13 protein-coding genes are annotated in these 17,962 nt (G+C 60.4%); 4 read left to right on the top strand and 9 right to left on the bottom strand.

Going from position 1 to position 17,962, the window contains the following annotated elements; all coding sequences use genetic code 11:
• Positions 1 to 19 precede the first annotated feature (19 nt).
• Genes NG895_RS25830 through NG895_RS25805 form a run of 6 tightly spaced genes read right to left on the bottom strand, consistent with a single transcriptional unit; the run spans position 20 to position 7,806 of the window.
• A complete protein-coding gene (locus tag NG895_RS25830; RefSeq protein ID WP_261361795.1) occupies positions 20 to 1,582 on the bottom strand; it encodes a 2Fe-2S iron-sulfur cluster-binding protein in 1,563 nt (520 codons plus the stop codon).
• A complete protein-coding gene (locus NG895_RS25825; RefSeq protein WP_252855447.1) occupies positions 1,582 to 4,077 on the bottom strand; it encodes an NAD(P)H-dependent oxidoreductase subunit E in 2,496 nt (831 codons plus the stop codon). Before NG895_RS25825 ends, NG895_RS25830 begins: the two co-directional genes overlap by 1 nt.
• On the bottom strand, positions 4,077 to 5,123 hold the full coding sequence (locus NG895_RS25820) for a 4Fe-4S binding protein (protein ID WP_252855446.1): 1,047 nt from the start codon (positions 5,121 to 5,123) through the stop codon (positions 4,077 to 4,079). Before NG895_RS25820 ends, NG895_RS25825 begins: the two co-directional genes overlap by 1 nt.
• Positions 5,120 to 5,737, bottom strand: a complete 618-nt coding sequence (locus NG895_RS25815; RefSeq protein ID WP_252855445.1) for a 4Fe-4S binding protein — start codon at positions 5,735 to 5,737, stop codon at positions 5,120 to 5,122. Before NG895_RS25815 ends, NG895_RS25820 begins: the two co-directional genes overlap by 4 nt.
• Positions 5,738 to 5,747: 10 nt before the next feature.
• A complete protein-coding gene (locus NG895_RS25810; protein WP_252855444.1) occupies positions 5,748 to 6,572 on the bottom strand; it encodes an NHL repeat-containing protein in 825 nt (274 codons plus the stop codon).
• Position 6,573: 1 nt separating this feature from the next.
• A complete protein-coding gene (locus tag NG895_RS25805; protein ID WP_252855443.1) occupies positions 6,574 to 7,806 on the bottom strand; it encodes an outer membrane protein assembly factor BamB family protein in 1,233 nt (410 codons plus the stop codon).
• A gap of 835 nt (positions 7,807 to 8,641) precedes the next feature.
• On the opposite strand from NG895_RS25805, the gene aroH reads away from it, so the two are divergent.
• Positions 8,642 to 9,067: a chorismate mutase gene (aroH, locus tag NG895_RS25800; RefSeq protein ID WP_252855442.1), complete on the top strand. Its 426-nt coding sequence runs from the start codon at positions 8,642 to 8,644 to the stop codon at positions 9,065 to 9,067.
• 7 nt (positions 9,068 to 9,074) lie between these two features.
• On the opposite strand, the gene NG895_RS25795 is transcribed toward aroH, so the two are convergent.
• The gene (locus NG895_RS25795; protein ID WP_252855441.1) at positions 9,075 to 9,806 is read right to left on the bottom strand and encodes an endonuclease/exonuclease/phosphatase family protein; all 732 of its coding nucleotides are present in this window, start codon (positions 9,804 to 9,806) and stop codon (positions 9,075 to 9,077) included.
• 235 nt (positions 9,807 to 10,041) lie between these two features.
• Between NG895_RS25795 and NG895_RS25790 the strand changes: the two genes are divergently transcribed.
• Genes NG895_RS25790 through NG895_RS25780 form a run of 3 tightly spaced genes read left to right on the top strand, consistent with a single transcriptional unit; the run spans position 10,042 to position 14,518 of the window.
• On the top strand, positions 10,042 to 11,787 hold the full coding sequence (locus tag NG895_RS25790) for an Hsp70 family protein (RefSeq protein WP_252855440.1): 1,746 nt from the start codon (positions 10,042 to 10,044) through the stop codon (positions 11,785 to 11,787).
• Positions 11,780 to 12,817 carry a hypothetical protein gene (locus NG895_RS25785; protein ID WP_252855439.1) on the top strand — a complete coding sequence of 346 codons (1,038 nt, stop codon included), beginning with the start codon at positions 11,780 to 11,782 and terminating at the stop codon, positions 12,815 to 12,817. The genes NG895_RS25790 and NG895_RS25785 overlap by 8 nt, the downstream gene beginning before the upstream one ends.
• A 21-nt stretch (positions 12,818 to 12,838) precedes the next feature.
• Positions 12,839 to 14,518 carry a hypothetical protein gene (locus NG895_RS25780; RefSeq protein ID WP_252855438.1) on the top strand — a complete coding sequence of 560 codons (1,680 nt, stop codon included), beginning with the start codon at positions 12,839 to 12,841 and terminating at the stop codon, positions 14,516 to 14,518.
• Between the two features lie 31 nt (positions 14,519 to 14,549).
• Here the strand turns inward: NG895_RS25780 and NG895_RS25775 are convergent, their stop codons facing one another.
• The gene (locus NG895_RS25775; protein ID WP_252855437.1) at positions 14,550 to 15,824 is read right to left on the bottom strand and encodes a Gfo/Idh/MocA family protein; all 1,275 of its coding nucleotides are present in this window, start codon (positions 15,822 to 15,824) and stop codon (positions 14,550 to 14,552) included.
• Between the two features lie 72 nt (positions 15,825 to 15,896).
• Complete coding sequence (locus NG895_RS25770) at positions 15,897 to 17,570, bottom strand: FAD-dependent oxidoreductase (RefSeq protein ID WP_252855436.1); 1,674 nt, start codon at positions 17,568 to 17,570, stop codon at positions 15,897 to 15,899.
• Positions 17,571 to 17,962: the final 392 nt, after the last annotated feature.

The raw sequence follows: 17,962 nt of genomic DNA, 5'->3' as shown, positions 1-17,962 counted from the left end.
CCCGTTGACCTCACGGGCACTATCTGCCCGCTGCGGTAATGATGGCCCCTGTGGGGCACGCCTCGGCGCACTTGCTGGCGGCGCTTCCGAGTGCCTCGTCGATGGTGCTGCCCGGAGGCGGAGCCAGGCGCGTGTCCACGCCACGATGCACCACGGCCAGCCCCGCCGCGTCGGAGGTTTCGGCCGCCAGTTGCACGCAGATGCCGCACAGGATGCACTTCCCTTGCTCCAGCGTGACGCGATTCCCCACCAGCCGTCCTTCGAACCGGCGTCCCTCGCCTCGATAGTGCTGGGCGTCGCAGTCGTACATTGATGCGTAGTGGTGCAACAAGCAACTGGCCAGCGCCCGACAGTCGCATTCCAGACAGCGTTCGGCTTCGCTACGGGCGGCGTCCTCGGAAGCCCCATCGCTGAGCAGTCTGCCATCGACTCGTGGCGTGGGAACGGCGCCATCGCAGAAGTCGCATAGTTCCTGGTTGGTGAGCCGCGCCAGGCGAGTCTCGTACGCGTGTCGGCGATCGGGCGGCAAGGCACCTCGCAACCATCCATCGATGCATTCGGCTGCTAACTTCCCCTCGGCCACCGATTGAACAACCAGTTTGTACGGTCGCACCGCATTGCCCGCAGCAAACAGTCCCTCGCGAGAGGTCATGCGAGTGTGAGCGTCGACGCGAAGACCGCTCTTGGTTCGTTCAACATCCAGCAGCACATCGGGACCGGGAGTGCCGCGTCCCGTGGCCAGGAGTACGGCATCGTAGTCCCTCAGCAACACATCGAGCGATGCTGCCGAGGCGAGGCCCTGGTTCCACTGGCAATCGACGTCCAGACTCAACACGGCGCTAACTTCCGCCTGCAGAACATCGGCCGGCAACTCGCTCGCGAAGTCACTCTGCAACCGGCCGCCAGCACTGGCGGCCGAATCGATGAGCGTGCAGCGATGCCCGCACTGCCGTAAATGGTAAGCGGCCGTCAGTCCCGTCGGCCCCGCACCGACGATGGCCACTCGCTTGCCGGAGTCGGTGGACAACTCGGGCCGGTAGGGATCGGAGGACTCCAGATCGCGATCGGCCACAAAGCGTTTGATCTTGCAGATTGCAGCCGGGCTATCGTGCTGCCCCCGTCGACACGCTTGTTCGCATACTTCGGGGCAGACGCGTCCCAGGATGGCTGGCAGGGCGATGTCGCGCTTCACGGTTGCTAGCGCGGCTAGGTAGTCGCCATCGGCCACCAGCCGAAGCATGTTCGGTATGTCCATTTTGGCGGGGCAGGTGTTCTGGCACGGCGCGTGACAGTCGCCCGCGTGGTCGGCCAGCAGCAGCTCGATGCCCGTCTTCCGGAGGGCGTGGACCTCGCGCGTTTCCGACTCTACTTGCATGCCCTCACGCACGTTAGTGGCACAGGAGGGCACGAAACTATCGCTGCCATCGACGCGGACCAGGCAGCACATGCAGGAAGTGTTGGGATCGTGGTCGGCAAGCGAGCACATGGCGGGCAGATCGATCCCCAGTTTGCGCGCCGCCTGCAGTACCGTTGCGTCGTGCGGCACTTCGACACTCACGTTGTCTATCCAAACCTGAACCATCACACCAGCTGGGGTTGTTTTCGCAAGTTGGGCGGGGCGGCAATTCGCGGCGGTTTGGCCGTGCTGACCGTCTCGATCGCTTTCTCGGGACAGGTCGTGCGACAGGCGTCGCAGCACGTACACAGATCGGTATCAATCCAGTGTTGGCGATACGGGGTCGGCTCGATCGCAGCAACTGGGCAATGCTGGGCGCATAGTGTGCAGCCAACACAATCCTGTGTCACACGATAGGCGATCAGCGCCTTGCATCTTCCCGCCGGACAACGCCCCTCAAGGTGCGCCTCGTACTCGTCTTTGAAGTACTTGAGCGTTGTGAGCACGGGGTTCGGAGCGGTTTTGCCGAGGCCACACAAGCTGCCCTGCGATACACTATGGGCGAGCGACTCGATCTCCTTCAGGTCCCGCCGCGAACCTTTGCCGGCACACAGTTTTTCGAGCAAGTCGAGTAGCTTGCGCGTGCCAATCCGGCAGAAAGTGCAGTGGCCACACGATTCGTGCTGCGTAAACTCCAGGAAGTATCGGGCAACGTCCACCATGCAGTCGGTGTCGTCCAGAACCACCAGTCCGCCGGACCCCATGATGGCGCCCAGTTCGCGGAGGGCTTCGTAGTCGATCGGAGTGTCGGCCAATGCAGCTGGCAGGCAACCGCCCGAGGGGCCGCCAATCTGCACGGCTTTGAACTGCCGTCCGGCCGGAACACCGCGGCCGTAGTACTCGACTAACTCGCGTATGGTCGTTCCCATGGGGGCTTCGACCAGCCCACCGTGGCGGACTTTGCCCGCCAGCGAGAATACTTTTGTCCCTTTGCTGCCCTCGGTGCCGAACGTGGCAAACTGCGCACTTCCATGGCGAAGTATCCACGGCACGCAGGCCAGTGTCTCGACGTTGTTGACCAATGTGGGCCGAGCCCAAAGACCAGATTCAGCGGGGAAGGGGGGACGCCGGTGCGGAATGCCGCGTCGGCCCATGACCGACTGGATTAAAGCGGTCTCCTCGCCACAAATGAACGCTCCGGCACCTTCGACGACATCGATGTCCAGCGAGAATCGGCTCCCTAGAATGCTATCGCCGAGGTAGCCCTTCTCGCGCATCCGCTGAACCGTCTCCCGCATGCGACGGACGGCCAATGGATATTCGTTGCGTACGTACACGATGCCCCGTGTGGCCCCCACGGCGAATGCCGCGATGCTCATGCCTTCCAGCACTCTGGCCGGTGCCGACTCCATAATCGAGCGATCCATGAACGCTCCAGGGTCGCCCTCGTCCCCATTAGCGATTACGTACTTGCTGCCACTCTGCAGACCTACCAACCGCCACTTTTGAGCTGCCGGAAAACCACCCCCGCCGCGGCCACGCAGTCCGCTATGGTCCACTTCGTCGATCACTTCGTCGGGCGTTAATTGTGATAAGCATTTGGCCAAGGCAGCGAAGCCACCCTGCCGTTCGTACTCCTCTAGCGTGTCGGCAGCCATGACCTCCCAGTCGCCGGTGATCACCCGGGGCCTCGCGGTGTCCGACTCGAGCAACAGCTCGCCGGAGGTGGCGTCCAGCGAGTGGCTGGCGGTCGGTTTACGGAAGGGCAGGTAGCCGCTACGTTTCTTCGGCTTGTCCTGGCAGTGGTCGATAATCTCCGGCAAATCTTCGACCTTCACGTTGGCCAGAATGTTCTCATCCACCTGTACGGCTGGCGCCAAGCTGCAGCACCCCAGGCAGCCAACCGTTTCGACGGTAGCTTGCCCGTTGGGATCAGTATCCTGGCCCGGAGCGATGCCGAGACCACGTCGCATCTCTTCCAGTACCCGGTCGGCCCCCGCCACGTGGCACGCCGTGCCCCGGCATAGCTGAACAAGGTGCTTACCACATGGCTTGGTGCGGAACTTTGTGTAAAACGACGCGACACCGGCCAGTTGAGCCGGCGTAATGTCGGTCTGCTTGCACAGTTCGTCGAGTACGGGCTGGGGTAAATAGCGATACTCGGCCTGCACTGCGTGCAAGAGGGGAATAAGCCGATGTGCTTCCCCCCCTTCTTGCTGGACGATTTCGGCGACTGGTTCCAAGTCGACCGGCGGCGGACTGGACGTGGGCACGGTTTCGGGAACTGGTGCCGTCGGCAGCGCTTCCTCATCACCACGCTTGGGCATGCAGTCGGCCAAGGTGTGGGGCAGGGCAGGCTTTGCCGGTGCCGGATGGCGCAAGAAGAGTACAAATGCTCCGGCCGCAACTAACGCGATAATGCCCAGCACTCGTTCACGGCGTTCAAAACGCAGTGACTTGGTTGTTTGCTGTTCAACGAGCTGTTCATATCGATCGTTGGCGTCTTGATCGAGCTGGGCGGCGGCCTCTGCCTGGCTCAAGGCCTCTTGCGAAGGACCGTAGTATCGCTGCCAATGGAGATGGTCGACCAGCAGAAACGTCAGGCTTCCGAAAAGCACCACCATCGAGGCAATTGCTCCCCAGCTTTTCTTCCCGAATCGCTGCTTGAAGTCGAAGGCCATCATTTGCCTCCCCCGGTCGGTGTACCTTGCGTCTTCGCGTTGGCGACCATGTCTTCGAGCTGTACTAACTCGATCTCTCCCCATGAGAGCTGTTGCCGCGGGCAGTGGGCGAAGCACCGTGCACAGGCCAGACACTTGCTTGGCACCGCCCGCAGGTTTTCGATCGCCCCGAAGGGGCAGCTATCGACACACAGCCCACAATCGAGTTCTTCATCGGGCGTGATTTTCACGGGCCAGATCGCAAACCGCGAGATGATCGCCAGCAGACCACCGTACGGGCAGAGGTATCGGCAATACGGTCGTCCCACCACGGTGCCAATGGCCAGCAGCAGAGCGCCGAAACCAAGTATCCACGCCGTGCCATTGAGTCGGAAGAAGCCCACAAACGGGTCGAACCGGCAGATGATGAAGTCGCGCTGCCCGGCCAGTTGCACTGCAAACCAAATCGCGGCGCCAAGATAGATGTACTTGATCAATCCCGCAAAGCGGTCGAAGGTGCGGGGCGTTTGGATCGGTCGCAATAGCACGACGTCTTGAATCGCTCCCAAGGGACAAACCCCTCCGCAGAACACGCGTCCCACCAGCAGGGCAGCCAGCAGCGGTATCAGAAAAAACGCCAGTACCACCAAGGGAACGGCGAGCGTTGGATCGGACAGCGAAGCAGCCACGTTCTGCGTGGCCCCGATGGGACAGATGCAGCCCTGCCGATAGAAACCAAAGTACGCGAGCGATGCCAGCGTCAATACAGTAATTACCCACCGGCGCCTGCCACGACGGACCACCCACGCGATCGCCGCCATCCCCGCGACCAACAGTACGATATCCAGCACGTGAATTGCCAGCGAACGTGGCGGCGTACGCTGCACAAGCGGCACCTGATAGCCATCCCCAATATCCTCGGCCTGCGGGGCATTGGCTACTGGACGCTCATAGTTCGTCTGCGCGAGACCGGTCTGCGGCTGGTAGACACTAAGCAATGTCACAACAAACCACGCCAGCAGATGGCTCGCGGTGTGCATATCAATGGCACAACGCGACATGTTCATCCGTGGCCCCCATCCAGTTGAGTCGTTGGTCGGGGTTCCGGGCCGACGCGACAATACGCATCTTCAGGGCAGGCCTCTGCGATGCTGCAACGATTGCAGCGCAGGCACAAATCGTTACGTACTTCCAGGCGAATCGATCCCAATCCGGCCGGGTCCTTGCACTCCATCACGCATCGGCCGCAACCGTTGCACTTTTCCTCGTCGATGGTGTATTCGTAGAAGTTGTTCAGCGGATCGTACGGATCGATCTCTCCAATCGGTGTGCGGGTGATGGCGTCTCGCGGACACAGCTTCTTTGTCGGCAGCCCATCCGACCCGGTAGGGCTAAGCACATCGTAGTACGCTGGGCAAATGCAACATCGCCCGCACGCGGAATGGTCATTCACCGCCCGCACCGCAGATAGCGGCAGCACGCAACTGGTGGCACACGCGTCGCATACGTTTACCGCGCCAGTAACGCCCAGGCGGATGTTGATGCATTGGTTGGGAGCGATCACCCAAGCATCTTGGGCGCAGGCCCGCCGCCCCAATTCGAAACCGACACCACCGATAGCGATGGCGCAGGCCGCCTGGCCCGAGTGTCGCAGAAAGTCGCGTCTATTTTGCTCGCTCATGGCCAGAGTCCTAAAGCTCCTGGATTTCAAACACTTCGACCACTCTGCGAAGCGGATCGGTGGCGTACAATCGGTTGCGGGAGTCAAACGCCAGATCGATGTTCTTGGTATTGGGGTCGAACACGTCCTGATGGATCACCAACTCCAAGTCCCCGCTGCCCTGGTACAGTTTGATGCGGGGCGGGGCTTTCTCGCTTACGGCCACCATCCCCGCCGCCGCTACCGCGATGTTCGTGGGGTTACAGCAACCACCAAAGTCGGCTGGCTCGTGCATGCCGAATCGCCCCCACTTCTCGACCAGCACTCCTGCTGCGTCGTACCGTTCCACGCGATGCTTCTGAGGGTGTGCCACCACCACGGTGCCACTGCTTGGATCGCCAGCCAGATCCAGCACGCCGTTGGGGATCATGAATCCGCGGGTGTTGGCTTCTGCCCCTACTTCGCCGAGATATTCACCTTCACGCGAGTAGCGATGCACAGCTCGATTGGTGGAGTCCGCGAACACTAGGTGGCCGCCCGTAGCGCCGATCGAAGTGATGCGGCCCATCCTGTCTGCGTCGTCGATCGTCGATTGCAGTTTGCCAGCAGGAGAGTACGCGGAGACCTTCCCGTCGCAACCAACCCACACGAGGTCTTCCTCGGCCAATAGCGACCACCCCAATGCGCCAAGCTGGAAGGACGCCTTCGGTTCCCCCTCCGGAGTAAAGCTCTGCACCCGATCGTCGCCCAATACGTAGACCACGTCGTTCGGATCGACGTCGACGGCTGCCAGCCGCATCTCGAACAGAGGGCCGCTGGAGGGACCAGATAGCGTCTTGAGGTGAGTGGCTTTCATGCTATTGCCCACTCGTCGCCGAGGTGGAGGCGATCGGTACACTAGGGTCCGAGATATCCAAGCAGAGCAGCTTACCCAGATCGCGAACCAGCAACTTGCCGCCAACCACTACCGGCGGCGTCCATACGTCAGGACCGGACAGCAACTTCGCTTCAGCCAGCTGGGTGTATTCATCGGCCTCGGCATCGATCAGCCGTAACGTTCCGGTCTTGCCATCCAGCGCGATGAACATGCCATCGGCCAGCACGTAGCCCCCCATACCGAACGTGGCCTGCCGCCCGCTGGTCCACAGCTCGTTTCCTTCCATGTCCAGGCAGGTCCACATACCGCGTTTGGTCTTTCCGACACCGTAGATATTTCCCCGATGAACAATAGGCGTGTGGACCTCCGAGTTCCAGCCACGAGGCGGTGGTTGAAAAGCGGTTGCCTCGGTAGCGGTCCACTTTCCATCTTCCTGCTTCACCTGGCAAACCACGGTCTGAGCGTTGTAACCGCTGGTCAGCAACAGACGTCCCTCGCCCAAATCCAGCGGCGAAGGAGCAACTGCCGTGTTGAACTTCCAGGGGAAAGACCAGAGCATCTCGCCCGACGCCGCATCCACGCCCACGGCCCCCTTCAGCGTCAGGTAGGCGTACTGACGATGGCCGTCGATCTCCACAGGCATAACCGAGGAATGCGACAGCAGATATTCATCGGTATTGGGAGTTTTCCAAACAGGCTCGCCAGTCGCTTTGTCCAAGGCGACCATAACGGCATTTCCGCCGGTAGCCAGGATGAGCTTATCGCCGTCGATCAGCGGACACTGACCGTTATACCACGGGGGAATTGGACTGTCGTACAACCGCGGCAAGTTCTTCCGCCAGATGAGCCCCCCATCGCGAGCGTCCAGACAGTGCAACTCACACTTCGGGTCGATAGCGAAGACAAAACCTCCATCCGTGGAGGGAGCGGACCGCGTAATGGAGTGATTCGGGCGGATTCGCTTGTCGACTTTGTACGTCCAAAGTTCTTCACCGGTACCCAGCGATAGGCAGCGAACCAACCATTCGTTGGTATCCTCGTTGTAATCGTTCAGGAACACGCGATCGCCGACGACCGAGGGAGCGGAATATCCCTGTCCAACCTGCGTTTCCCACAGCACCTTAGGGCCTTCAGCAGGCCAGGTTCGCGCGAGCCGCGTACCGCCGCGAGCAATGCCATCGCGTAGCGCCCCGCGGAACTGCGGCCAATCCACTGATGATAGTTCCTCAGGCTGAGGCAGGTCTTCCGGCTTGATCTCAACGATCTGCTCTGGCTCTACTGGCGATATTGGCGATATTGGCGATATTGGCGATATTGGCGATTGCGTTTTGGGGATCGCGCGATCGTCTTGCCCCGCGGAAGTCGAGTCCGATTGTTGCTCTGAAGACTGACAACCGAGCATGACGCAGGAAATAGCAAAGAGTGTGAAGATGGATAATCTAACGGGCATATTGAGTTACCAGGTACGGTTGACGCGAGTGTGCGGAGGATATTTTCTAGGAGGGTTGAAGACACACTCAGCACCATTCATGCCAAATTGATTCGCGCGACGAATCAAACAGCGAACCTGCCTATAACCGTTTGGATTACGCCGTCGACCTGCCATTTGGAGGTCTCGGCGAGCGGTTTCCGTGTGGCAGCACGTGGGCACGTGTGCGGTTACGCACAAACTACCCGCGGCACCGCACCGCGCTGCGCGGCACAGGCGTAGCCTGCTGCTTTGGTGATAGTTGCCCGAGGCAAATCGTTCTGGCTTGGGCGCGGACGGGGATGGTCCAGCCAGTTGGCGGCTGAGTTTACGGGAACATCCCAGGCTGCAGCCGAGCGGTTTTCGGCTGCAGCCAACGTCGGGGCCTGGTGTTTGACGCAGTAGTCCTACCTCTTAACCAGCGTCCCGGCAGCCGAACGATCGACTTCCGCCCCCCCATTTCAGGCGGGAACAGAGTACCGTCCCTCGCCCTACGAGGTGCTACCGAGCCCTGCCGGTTTTGGTTAACATGGAACCCCGACTTTGAGCTATTGATTCCACTCTTCCCCCAAGGTTCCTTATGCAGTGCCGCGGCGTTCGAGGCGCAACTACCGTTGAGAACAACGATCGCGAGGAGATCCTCTGCGCTACGCGAGAGCTACTTGCGCTGGTGATTCGCCACAATGGCATCGACAAACAGGACGTCGCGAGTGCGTTCTTCACCACCACTGTGGACCTGGATGCGGAATTTCCGGCTCTGGCCGCTCGACAACTTGGCTGGTGCGATGTTCCCCTATTGTGCGGTCACGAGATCCATGTACCCGGGTCGCTGGAAAAGTGTATCCGCGTGCTGGTTCACTGGAACACCGACAAGTCTCAGTCGGACGTGCACCACGTTTATCACCGCAAGGCCGAGCGACTCCGCCCCGATCTCTGCGATGTGCCTCCGGTGGATCTGAAAGAGCTCGAATCGTGGATCGACAAGCAGATGCAAGAGAACGCCTGAGGGGCGGTCATCCGACTTGCACATTCAAATGCGCCACCAGCGGCCGATGATCGGACGCCTCGCGGCAAAGTTGGGTACTGCCGGCGAATGCGTGATCCAGGGCAATATCTCCGCGGAAATAGATGGCGTCGAGCGCCCGAAGTGGTAGCCGTGCCGGGAAGGTGCGGACCTTACCCGAGGCCGCTTGGAACCCTCCCGGTAGCATCAATCGTTTGCCGAGCCTGCCCCACACGTCATTGAAATCGCCCCCGACGATCATCGGCGTATTCCCGTGGTGGTGCGCGATGGCGTCGTGCTGCAGCAATCGCCGCAATTGAATCCTGCGTTCAAAGTCTGCCAGTCCCAGATGCAAGCTGGCGACAACCAAGGTGCGAGTGTGCTGGCCGCTGGCCAACCGGGCATGAGCCACCAGGGCTCGTCGCCGCTTCTTGGGACGCACGGTCAAGTCGATGTCGGACTTCTGGCTAAGCGGAAAGCGGCTGAGGATGGCATTGCCGTAGTGACCTTGCCGCAAGCGGACATTGGCCTGAAATGCACTGTCGGCGTAGCCCAATTCCTCGCGAAGCAATTCAACCTGGCGATCGCCCCGCGAACGGGGTACGCCCTCGTCCACTTCCTGCAATAGGGCGATGTCTGGATCGTGGTGTCGCAGTACGTCCATCACCCGTTCCAGGCGATACTTGCGGTCGATGCCGCCGATTCCCTTGTGAATATTATAAGTAAGCAGCTTGACCAACATGACGCGTGGCACCTCGAATCCATGATACTCTGACATTGCCACGTGGCATGTCTTGCCAGATTTCTCTGAAACAGCTCCCCTAACTTAGCAGAAGCAGGCAACCTGTGAGTACTGTGTGAACTTCGGCCACCTGAGGTGGGTCGATTCGGTGGTCCTGGCTGACCGCAACGTTTACAATATCCCTGCAAGCAGGGGCCGCCCCTCGCCGGCCATACGGAGAACTGACGAGGACTTCATGTCTCACATCATTGGAATCGACTTGGGAACTACCAACTCGCTGTGTGGCGTGTTCCTCGGCGAGAAACCGCGGCTAATTCCCAACGCTCTAGGCCGAATGCTCACCCCCTCGGTGGTTGGCGTGCTGGATGATGGCCAACTGCTGGTAGGCGAGGCCGCCCGCGAACTGCGTGTTACACAGCCCCAGCGCTGCGCGTCGACCTTCAAGCGTCTGATGGGCAGCGACGCCCGCGTGGAACTCGGTGGACAGGCATTTACCGCTCCAGAACTGTCGAGCCTGGTGCTCAAGTCGCTAAAGCACGACGCCGAAAAGTTCCTGGCCGAGGAAGTCACCGACGCGGTCATCACCGTGCCGGCCTACTTCAACGACAATCAGCGCAAGGCGACCAAGATAGCCGGTGAGCTAGCGGGGCTGAAGGTCCGCCGCATCATCAACGAGCCCACCGCCGCCGCGCTGACTTACGGATTTCACGACCGTGCGGCCGAAAAGAAGCTGATCGTCGTCGATCTGGGTGGCGGAACCTTCGACGTGACTCTGATGGAGGTCTTCGAAGGCACCCTGGAGATCATCTCCACCTCGGGCGAGAGCTTTTTGGGGGGCGAGGATTTCACCAACCGCTTGGTGGCCGAGACCCTGAAAGGACATGGAATCAACTTCGAACTTGCAGAACTCCAGCAGCCGCTCCGCGTGGCCCGGCTCCGTCAGCAGTGCGAGAACGCCAAGCGACGGCTGTGCGACGAAACCGAGGTTACGGTCGTTCTTCCCAACGAGGATGGCACCCTGGCCGACGGGGCGCCGACTGTGACCATCACGCGCGAGTCGTTCGCCGGTGCGGTGAAGCCATTGCTCGATCGAATTGCCGGCCCGATTGGAAAGGCGCTGCGCGACGGCCGCACCGAGTCGGCCGATGTGGACGATGTGATCCTGGTGGGTGGGGCGACGCGGATGCTGCCGTTGGTGGAGTTTGTCCGCAATTATTTCGGCACCGAGCCCGAGTCGACCTTCAATCCCGATGAGGTGGTCTGCCGGGGAGCGGCTGTCCAGGCGGCACTGATCGCCGACAACCGAGCAGTCGACGACATGGTGATGACCGACGTCTGCCCGTTCACTCTGGGAGTCAACACTGCCAAAGACATGGGAGGCCAGGTCCGCTCGGGCTACTTTGTGCCCGTCATCCACCGCAACACGACCATTCCCGTCTCAAAAGAGCATGTCTTCAGCACCATGGTTCCCAACCAGCGCGAGGTGCAAGTGGACGTGTATCAGGGCGAGAATCGCAAGGTTGAAAACAACCTGAAGATCGGCGAGCTTCGGGTCACCGGGGTTCCCCCCGGCCCCGCGGGCCAGGATGTGTTCATCCGCTTTACTTACGACCTGAACGGTATCCTCGAAGTCGAGGCGTACGTCGGCAGCTCTGAGAAGAAATTCAGCACGGTTGTCACACAGCACGCCGTGGATCTGACCGACACCGAGTTGGAAGAAGCGGTTTCCAGGATGCAGCAGCTGAAGTACTATCCTCGCGAGGATATGGCCAACCAGCGGCTGCTGCGCTATGCCGAACGAATGGTGGGCGAGGTCAGCCCGTTTCAACGTGAACAGTTCGAAGACGCCATCGACATGTTCGAGCAGGCGATGAACTCGGGCGACCGCGAGACGGTGGAAGCGGCCCGCGACACCTTGGAACAGGTGCTTATGCTGCTGGGAATCGATCCCGATACGCAAGAAGATCCGAGCCATGAGTAGCTCCACACCTCGAACGATCGACTACCTGCAGCGGCAGTTGGCTCGCAATCCGGTGCACGAAAGCGTCGACATCGTCCGGGCGCGGGCCAGCGAGTTCGATTTGGAGACGAAACAAGCTTCCAGTTCCGAGGCGGCTCCATCGCAGGAAAACCGGCAACAGGTACGCAAGCGGCTGGAGCAGATCCGCCAGCACTGTTTCAGTGCACCAGTAGATCAGCTGCTCGAAAGACTTGGACAACTGCCGGTTGGCGACTTTCCCGAATTGGCCGCGCTGGCTGGCCGCCTTACGGTCATCCTGAAGAATCGCGACAAACTTGCGGCGTTGACCAGTCACCGCCGGTTTGACGCCGATTTTTTTAGTGTGCTGCGAAAGGTGCTGCTCACTCCCGCTCGGGAAGTGGCACTGCTGCGCGAGCAAGTGATGGTCAGCTTTCGCCGACCAGAGAATCGCAGTCGTGGTCAGGCGATGATCCGCCTGTTAAAGGCGAACGTGCCGGAGGTCTACGCTCTGGAAGCCGACTGGCTCGATTCGCTGCTGCGGTTGTCGCTTCGCGGTCAAGTGGCTAGCACTTCCCTTCGGCCTAGGACTGTCCAGACTGCCAGCGAACGTGGTTCCGGCGGATCGCTATGGCCGCTCTGGAGCGTCCTCATTTTGCTGGCACTAGTGGCCCGAATTGGCATGTTGCACCAGGAGCAGTCGCGCGATCGCAGGCCAAGTGCCCCCATGCAGGTGCCGAAGGTGAGTTCGAACCCTGCCAAACCGGAGTCGGATGCCTTGGCCGACTGGTTCGAACAGGTACAGGAGCAGATGCAGCAAGGGCGTAACCGGCCACCTGTTGTCGACAGTCGGCCTGAGTCGTCGGAGGACCGAATGCATTCGAGCATTCAGGACTGGGGAGTGGATGAGAGCGCCTTAAGGAGATTGGACAAGCTGATGGAACCCATGGAGACCACGGATCCATGGTCCGAGGATTCCGATTTCTACTCGCCTTTGGATCCTTCTCACTCCTTTGAGTTCAACGAGCCCTGACCTAGCGCTACGGACATCGCCATGGCCGACTCGGCTGACACTCCCAACTGGGATTTGCTGCCCCATGACCCGATTCGCTTCTTTGAACTGGCGGACGGTTTTGATCGCAAAGATCTGAAACGGGCATACAACCGGCTGTTGCGTGTCTTCAAGCCGGAGAAGTTTCCCGCCGAGTTTCAACGGATCCGGGCCGCCTTCGAGCAACTCGACGAGCATCTGCGCTACCATGGCGGGGCAGCGCCGAGTTCGCCTCCGGTTCAGCAGGTGTGGCAAACTGACGACCGGACGGCGGAAGATGCGGCTCAATCGCAGCCCCGTAAACTCTCGCTGGCCGATCGCTTGCACACCGAGTCGCCCGGCGCGCTGTACCAGGAACTCGAGCAGCGGCAAGGCAGGACGCCCTACGACTACTACGCCCTGGCTGTCTTGTCGGACGTGGTGGTGGACTCTTCGAAAGAGTTTGCCGCCTGGCTCGTCGAAGGTATCGCTGCGCACCAGAGCGATGGAGCACTAAAGCAATTACTGCACGACTACTTTCGCGAGGCCCCCGCGGCCGAGATGTTGCTCGAGTTGTTGCCGCGCGTCGCCAAGGCGGTGCGGAGCGACGAGTTCTACCCCCTCACCGAGCCCGCGTGGCAGACGGTAATGCGGGAATGCAAGTTTCACGAGTTCACCACAGCTTACGATAACTGCGAAGCGGAACTGCGCGATTCGCACATTGTGGGGCGGATGGCGTTCCTCATTCACATGCTCAAGAGCGCTTTGTGGCGGGATGAACAGCTCGATGGCTGGGCCGCCCGGCAGCTGCGTTTCATCGAGGAAAACTTCAGCAGCATTCCTCCCTGGTTGGAGTGGGATGTCGAGTTGTTGGGGCTGGCCCGGGAGTACCTGCTGGTCCGCCAGCAGTTTGCGGCCGGTTCGCCGCTCCGCGGCCACATGGATGCGGCGCTAAAGGACTACTTCAGTCAGCCGCAGCAAGTTGGCGATCGCTCCATGGTGGCGGCACAGATGGAGCTGCTTTCGTCCGGCGATGCATTGATGCACGAGTTCCCCATTGAACAGGGCGAGCTGTTGCACAAGTTTTATCCCATCTGGTCGTTGGCATCGCACGACGTGGCCGAGCGACAATCGTTCAAAACGGAGACCGAGGTGGACCAGAGGATCTGGGCCGATCGTGGTCTGGCGCTGCTGGCCAGGGCCGAGAAACAGTCCGCCCGTTCGCTAACCGGCATCAAGTGGTCAACCTGCAAGGTGGCGCGCGTTGCTCTGTTGTGGGCGATCATCCTCGTTGGTTTGGCCTTGGTCTTCAGTGGCTTCGCTCTCTTCCTGGATCATCGGGACAGTGGCGCCCGCCCTCGACAGCTAGGCCAAGGTGAGACGGCCGTTATGGCAGCCGCCACCGTGGTGGCGATGGGACTAGCGTCGGCTCACGTGGTGCTCAGTTTGGTGAAGATCCGCCCCTGGCTCGATCGCAAACTGTGGGCGCCACTCGACGGTAAATTGGCATTGGAGTGCTATAACCGCATCTGGCGGCGAGAAGTACTCGACTTCCAGCGTCGCTCGCATGTGACCGATCGGTTCTTCCGCGCGGTGTTCCTGCATTTCTCCACCAGGACGGTGACCGCGTACTGGATTAATGAGTTCGTTCAACAAGATTTTGCCCCCGCGCTCTTGGCCGAAGCCCAACGCTACGAGGCATAACGCAGCGTCTGGCAGCATGGCCGGCGTCGGGCTACAGCGTTGGCATCCATTGGTCGCGGTACTCAATCTGCCACAAGTCCTGGCCCGGTCCGCCATCGATCAGATGTCCTGTCTTCGGATCCAAATCGAGTGACTGTCCGCAACGGTGGGCGATGTTTGCTAGGTGACAGAACATCACACTGCGATGTCCTTCGTCGAGATTGGCGTGCGGAGTTCCCCCGGCACGAATACAAGTGAGGAAATCCTCGATGTGTTCGGTATCGCCGCGGGAGCCGGAGAGCTTTTCGACCGGCTTGCGGTCGAGATCGTAGATCGTCATGCCACCGTCGTTGATAAACAGTGTCCCTTCCGTGCCGCGGAGCTCGATGCCGATTTGATTGCCGGTCTGATAAGGGTCGGACCAGCTGACTCCCTCCCAGGTAATCAGCTTGTCGCCGCACTGGAAGCTGGCGTTCATCGTGTCGGGAGTCTGTTGATCGTCTTCGTAGCGGAGCTTGCAGCCGTGCACGTCCACCCGGCTGGGAAAATCGATTCCCATCGCCCAGCGGCAGATGTCGATGGTGTGAACGCCGTTGTTACCAATCTCGCCATTGCCCCAGTGCCAGAAATTGTGCCAGGTGTAGTGCAGGATGTTCGAACGATAGGGCTGCTCGGTGACCGGTCCCTGCCAAAGATCGAAGTCGAGCCAGCTTGGTGGTGTTTCGGGTTCGGCGTGCCCCACCGAGGGACGATTGTTGAAATAGAACGACTTGCCCAGCAGCACTTCGCCGATGGCCCCGCCGCGCACTTTCTCGACCATCTGCTGGTAGAGCGCACCGCTGCGACGTTGCATGCCAACCTGCACCACCTTGCCGGCCTTCTGTGCCGCGGCGATCATCAGTTCGCCTTCTTCGGGGGTGTGGCTGCAAGGTTTTTCAACGTACACGTGCTTGCCGGCCTGGCAAGCCATGATCGTGGCGGCTGCGTGCCAGTGATTGGGAGCGGCGCAGATAAGCCCATCGATATTGGGATCGTCCAGCGCCTGACGGAAGTCGCGCACCCCTTGGGCCGCCTTTTGCTGACCACCGTCTGCCACTGCTGCAATGCCCTTGGAGAGTTGCCGCTCGTCGGGATCGCATACGTAAGCAATCTCCACTCCTTCGACAGGGCCAAACCGTTTGGCGAGCTGCGAACCGCGGTTGTGAGCCCCCATTAGCGCCAGGACCACTTTATTGTTGGCCTTGTTGGCGGCGGCTTTGGCCGTGGTGGATAGTGCGATAGTGGCGGCCGAACCAGCAATGAAATCTCGACGATGGATACCTGACATTCCGTCCTCTTTGAAATTGTGCGGTGATAACCGTTTGCTGCGCCCGCCCCGACCAGGGGCGGCGCTACCACGTCACTTCTTCTCGGTGTCCGTTTCCCCAGCTTGGTGCAGCACCTGGCCATCGGCCTGCAGACGTTTGGACAAGGCGTCGTATGGCACCTGCTGCACGGCAATTTCAGCATCGATGGCCATCGAGGCCGCGGTCGCTGCGCTTTGGCCAAGTATCATGAACACGGGTTCCATGCGAATCGAACCGTAGGCGATGTGGCTCGACGAAACACAGACCGGCACCACCAGATTCTCGCACTCGTCCCGCCGGGGCACCAGGCTCTCGTAGGCCACGCTGTACGGCCGCGGGACTCGTACGCCAATGTCGCCCTCATTCTGCACAAATCCTTCCTCCGTGACGTATCGCTGCACGTTGTGCGAATCCATGGTGTACGACCCCATTCCTACGGGATGGGGCGTGGTGCGTTTGCCCAGGCAATCCGCTTCGGTCATGACGTAGTCGCTCGTCATCCGACGCGATTCACGGACATAGATCTGGTAGGGCCAATTGTCGTTCTCCACGAATTCGTCTTTGGCCAGGCCAAACGACGAAATTCGCTGGCGCAACTTCTCGGGCACGCGCTGGTCGTTGGCCAGGAAGTACATCAGCCCCTGTTGATATTTGCGATGCTCGGCGAGTATCTCTCGCCGCCGTTCGTAGGAAGCCTCCGGGTAGTCGTAGTTCATGCCAATGTTGTCGGTGCTGAACGGCCCATGATTGTTCGAATCGGTCTTGCGGTTGGGCACGAAGTTCAGCGTGACAACCGGCACGCCAGGCGACACCTCGAGCAGGCGGGCCAGCAGTTCGTACTCGGCCGGATCGTATCCCGCTGGTTTGGGGAACGGTACCCGGTTCTCAGGGTTGTTGGTCAGGCACATGCGGTAGCAGTAAGCCTGCACACGATGGTCGGCCTTGCCGACCTCGCCGGGCGGATCGTTGCTGATGCGGGGGAGCAATCCACTCGAAGCGTCGCCCGGCACCACGTAGGGATCGATCTTGGCCTTGAAGAAGTGATCGTGATGAAACACACCGTACTGGGTACCATTGTGCTCCTCGCCATAGGTCGCGTTCGCTTCGCGTCCCACGTGGTACGAGACGCCGGCCGCGGCCATCAGGTCGCCCTCGTACGTGGCGTCGATGAACATTTTGCCGGCGAACGTCTGACCGTCGAGACACGTGATCTTGCTAATACGGCCGCCCTCTTTCTCCACGCCCGAGGTGCGATCGAGCCAGCAATCGCGATGCACGGGAATCTGGTACTCCGCGATCCACTCTTCGAACACCTCTTCGGCCACGTGGGGCTCGAAGATCCACATCGTCTGCTGTTGGTCGTCGCTGGCCACGGTGCCCTGGCCGCGATTGCCGTACGATTCGCGCGGTTGCCAGGTCCAGGCCTGCGGCGAATCGTAGTGCTGCCAAACTCGATGGTAGAACTCGCGAGACAGTCCGCCGATGACGCCCGTCTTGCCGGTATCGCTGAAGCCCAGCCCATTAGCAGAAAGTCCGCCCAAGTGCTTCTCGGGACAGACCAACACGACCGACTTGCCCATCCGTGCGGCTTGCACGGCGGCCACCACGCCGCTGGAGGTACCTCCGTAGACGACCAGGTCGTACTCCGCAGCCATGGCCGGTCCGGCCGACCACATGCCGAGGGTGGCCACAATCGCACAAAGACGTGTAAAAATATTTCGTGCCACGAATACGTTGCTCCTACGTTGGTTGGATGCTGCAGGATTGCCGACGGCAATCCGCCTCCAACATACCCAAACCAAGGTCACGGGTTGTGAAAGTTTTGGGCCGACTTTTGGGCCCAAAGGTGGGGGTAAATGATTCGTCGGCCCAAAATGCCCAGGGTTTTGGACCCGCACACGTTGAAAAACCCCCTTATTTTCCGACCTGGTTTGTTCCCCATGGTACCAAAACCCACCCCGTTGTTCCCCACATGGTCTGCCAGTTGGACCAAAACTCTGCGAGCGTGTGGAACAACCAATCAGCCGGAGGGATGACGAAAACCGAACCATCATCGGTTCGCCGAACCACCAACCGCCGCACTTCGCTGTGTGCGCAACGGTGCGTCATTATTGGATCA

The sequence above is a fragment of the Aeoliella straminimaris genome (assembly GCF_024054565.1).
GTDB classification, from domain to species: domain Bacteria; phylum Planctomycetota; class Planctomycetia; order Pirellulales; family Lacipirellulaceae; genus Aeoliella; species Aeoliella straminimaris.
Note: the sequence above shows the minus strand (reverse complement) of the source record. Positions and strands in the feature narration are given on the sequence as shown.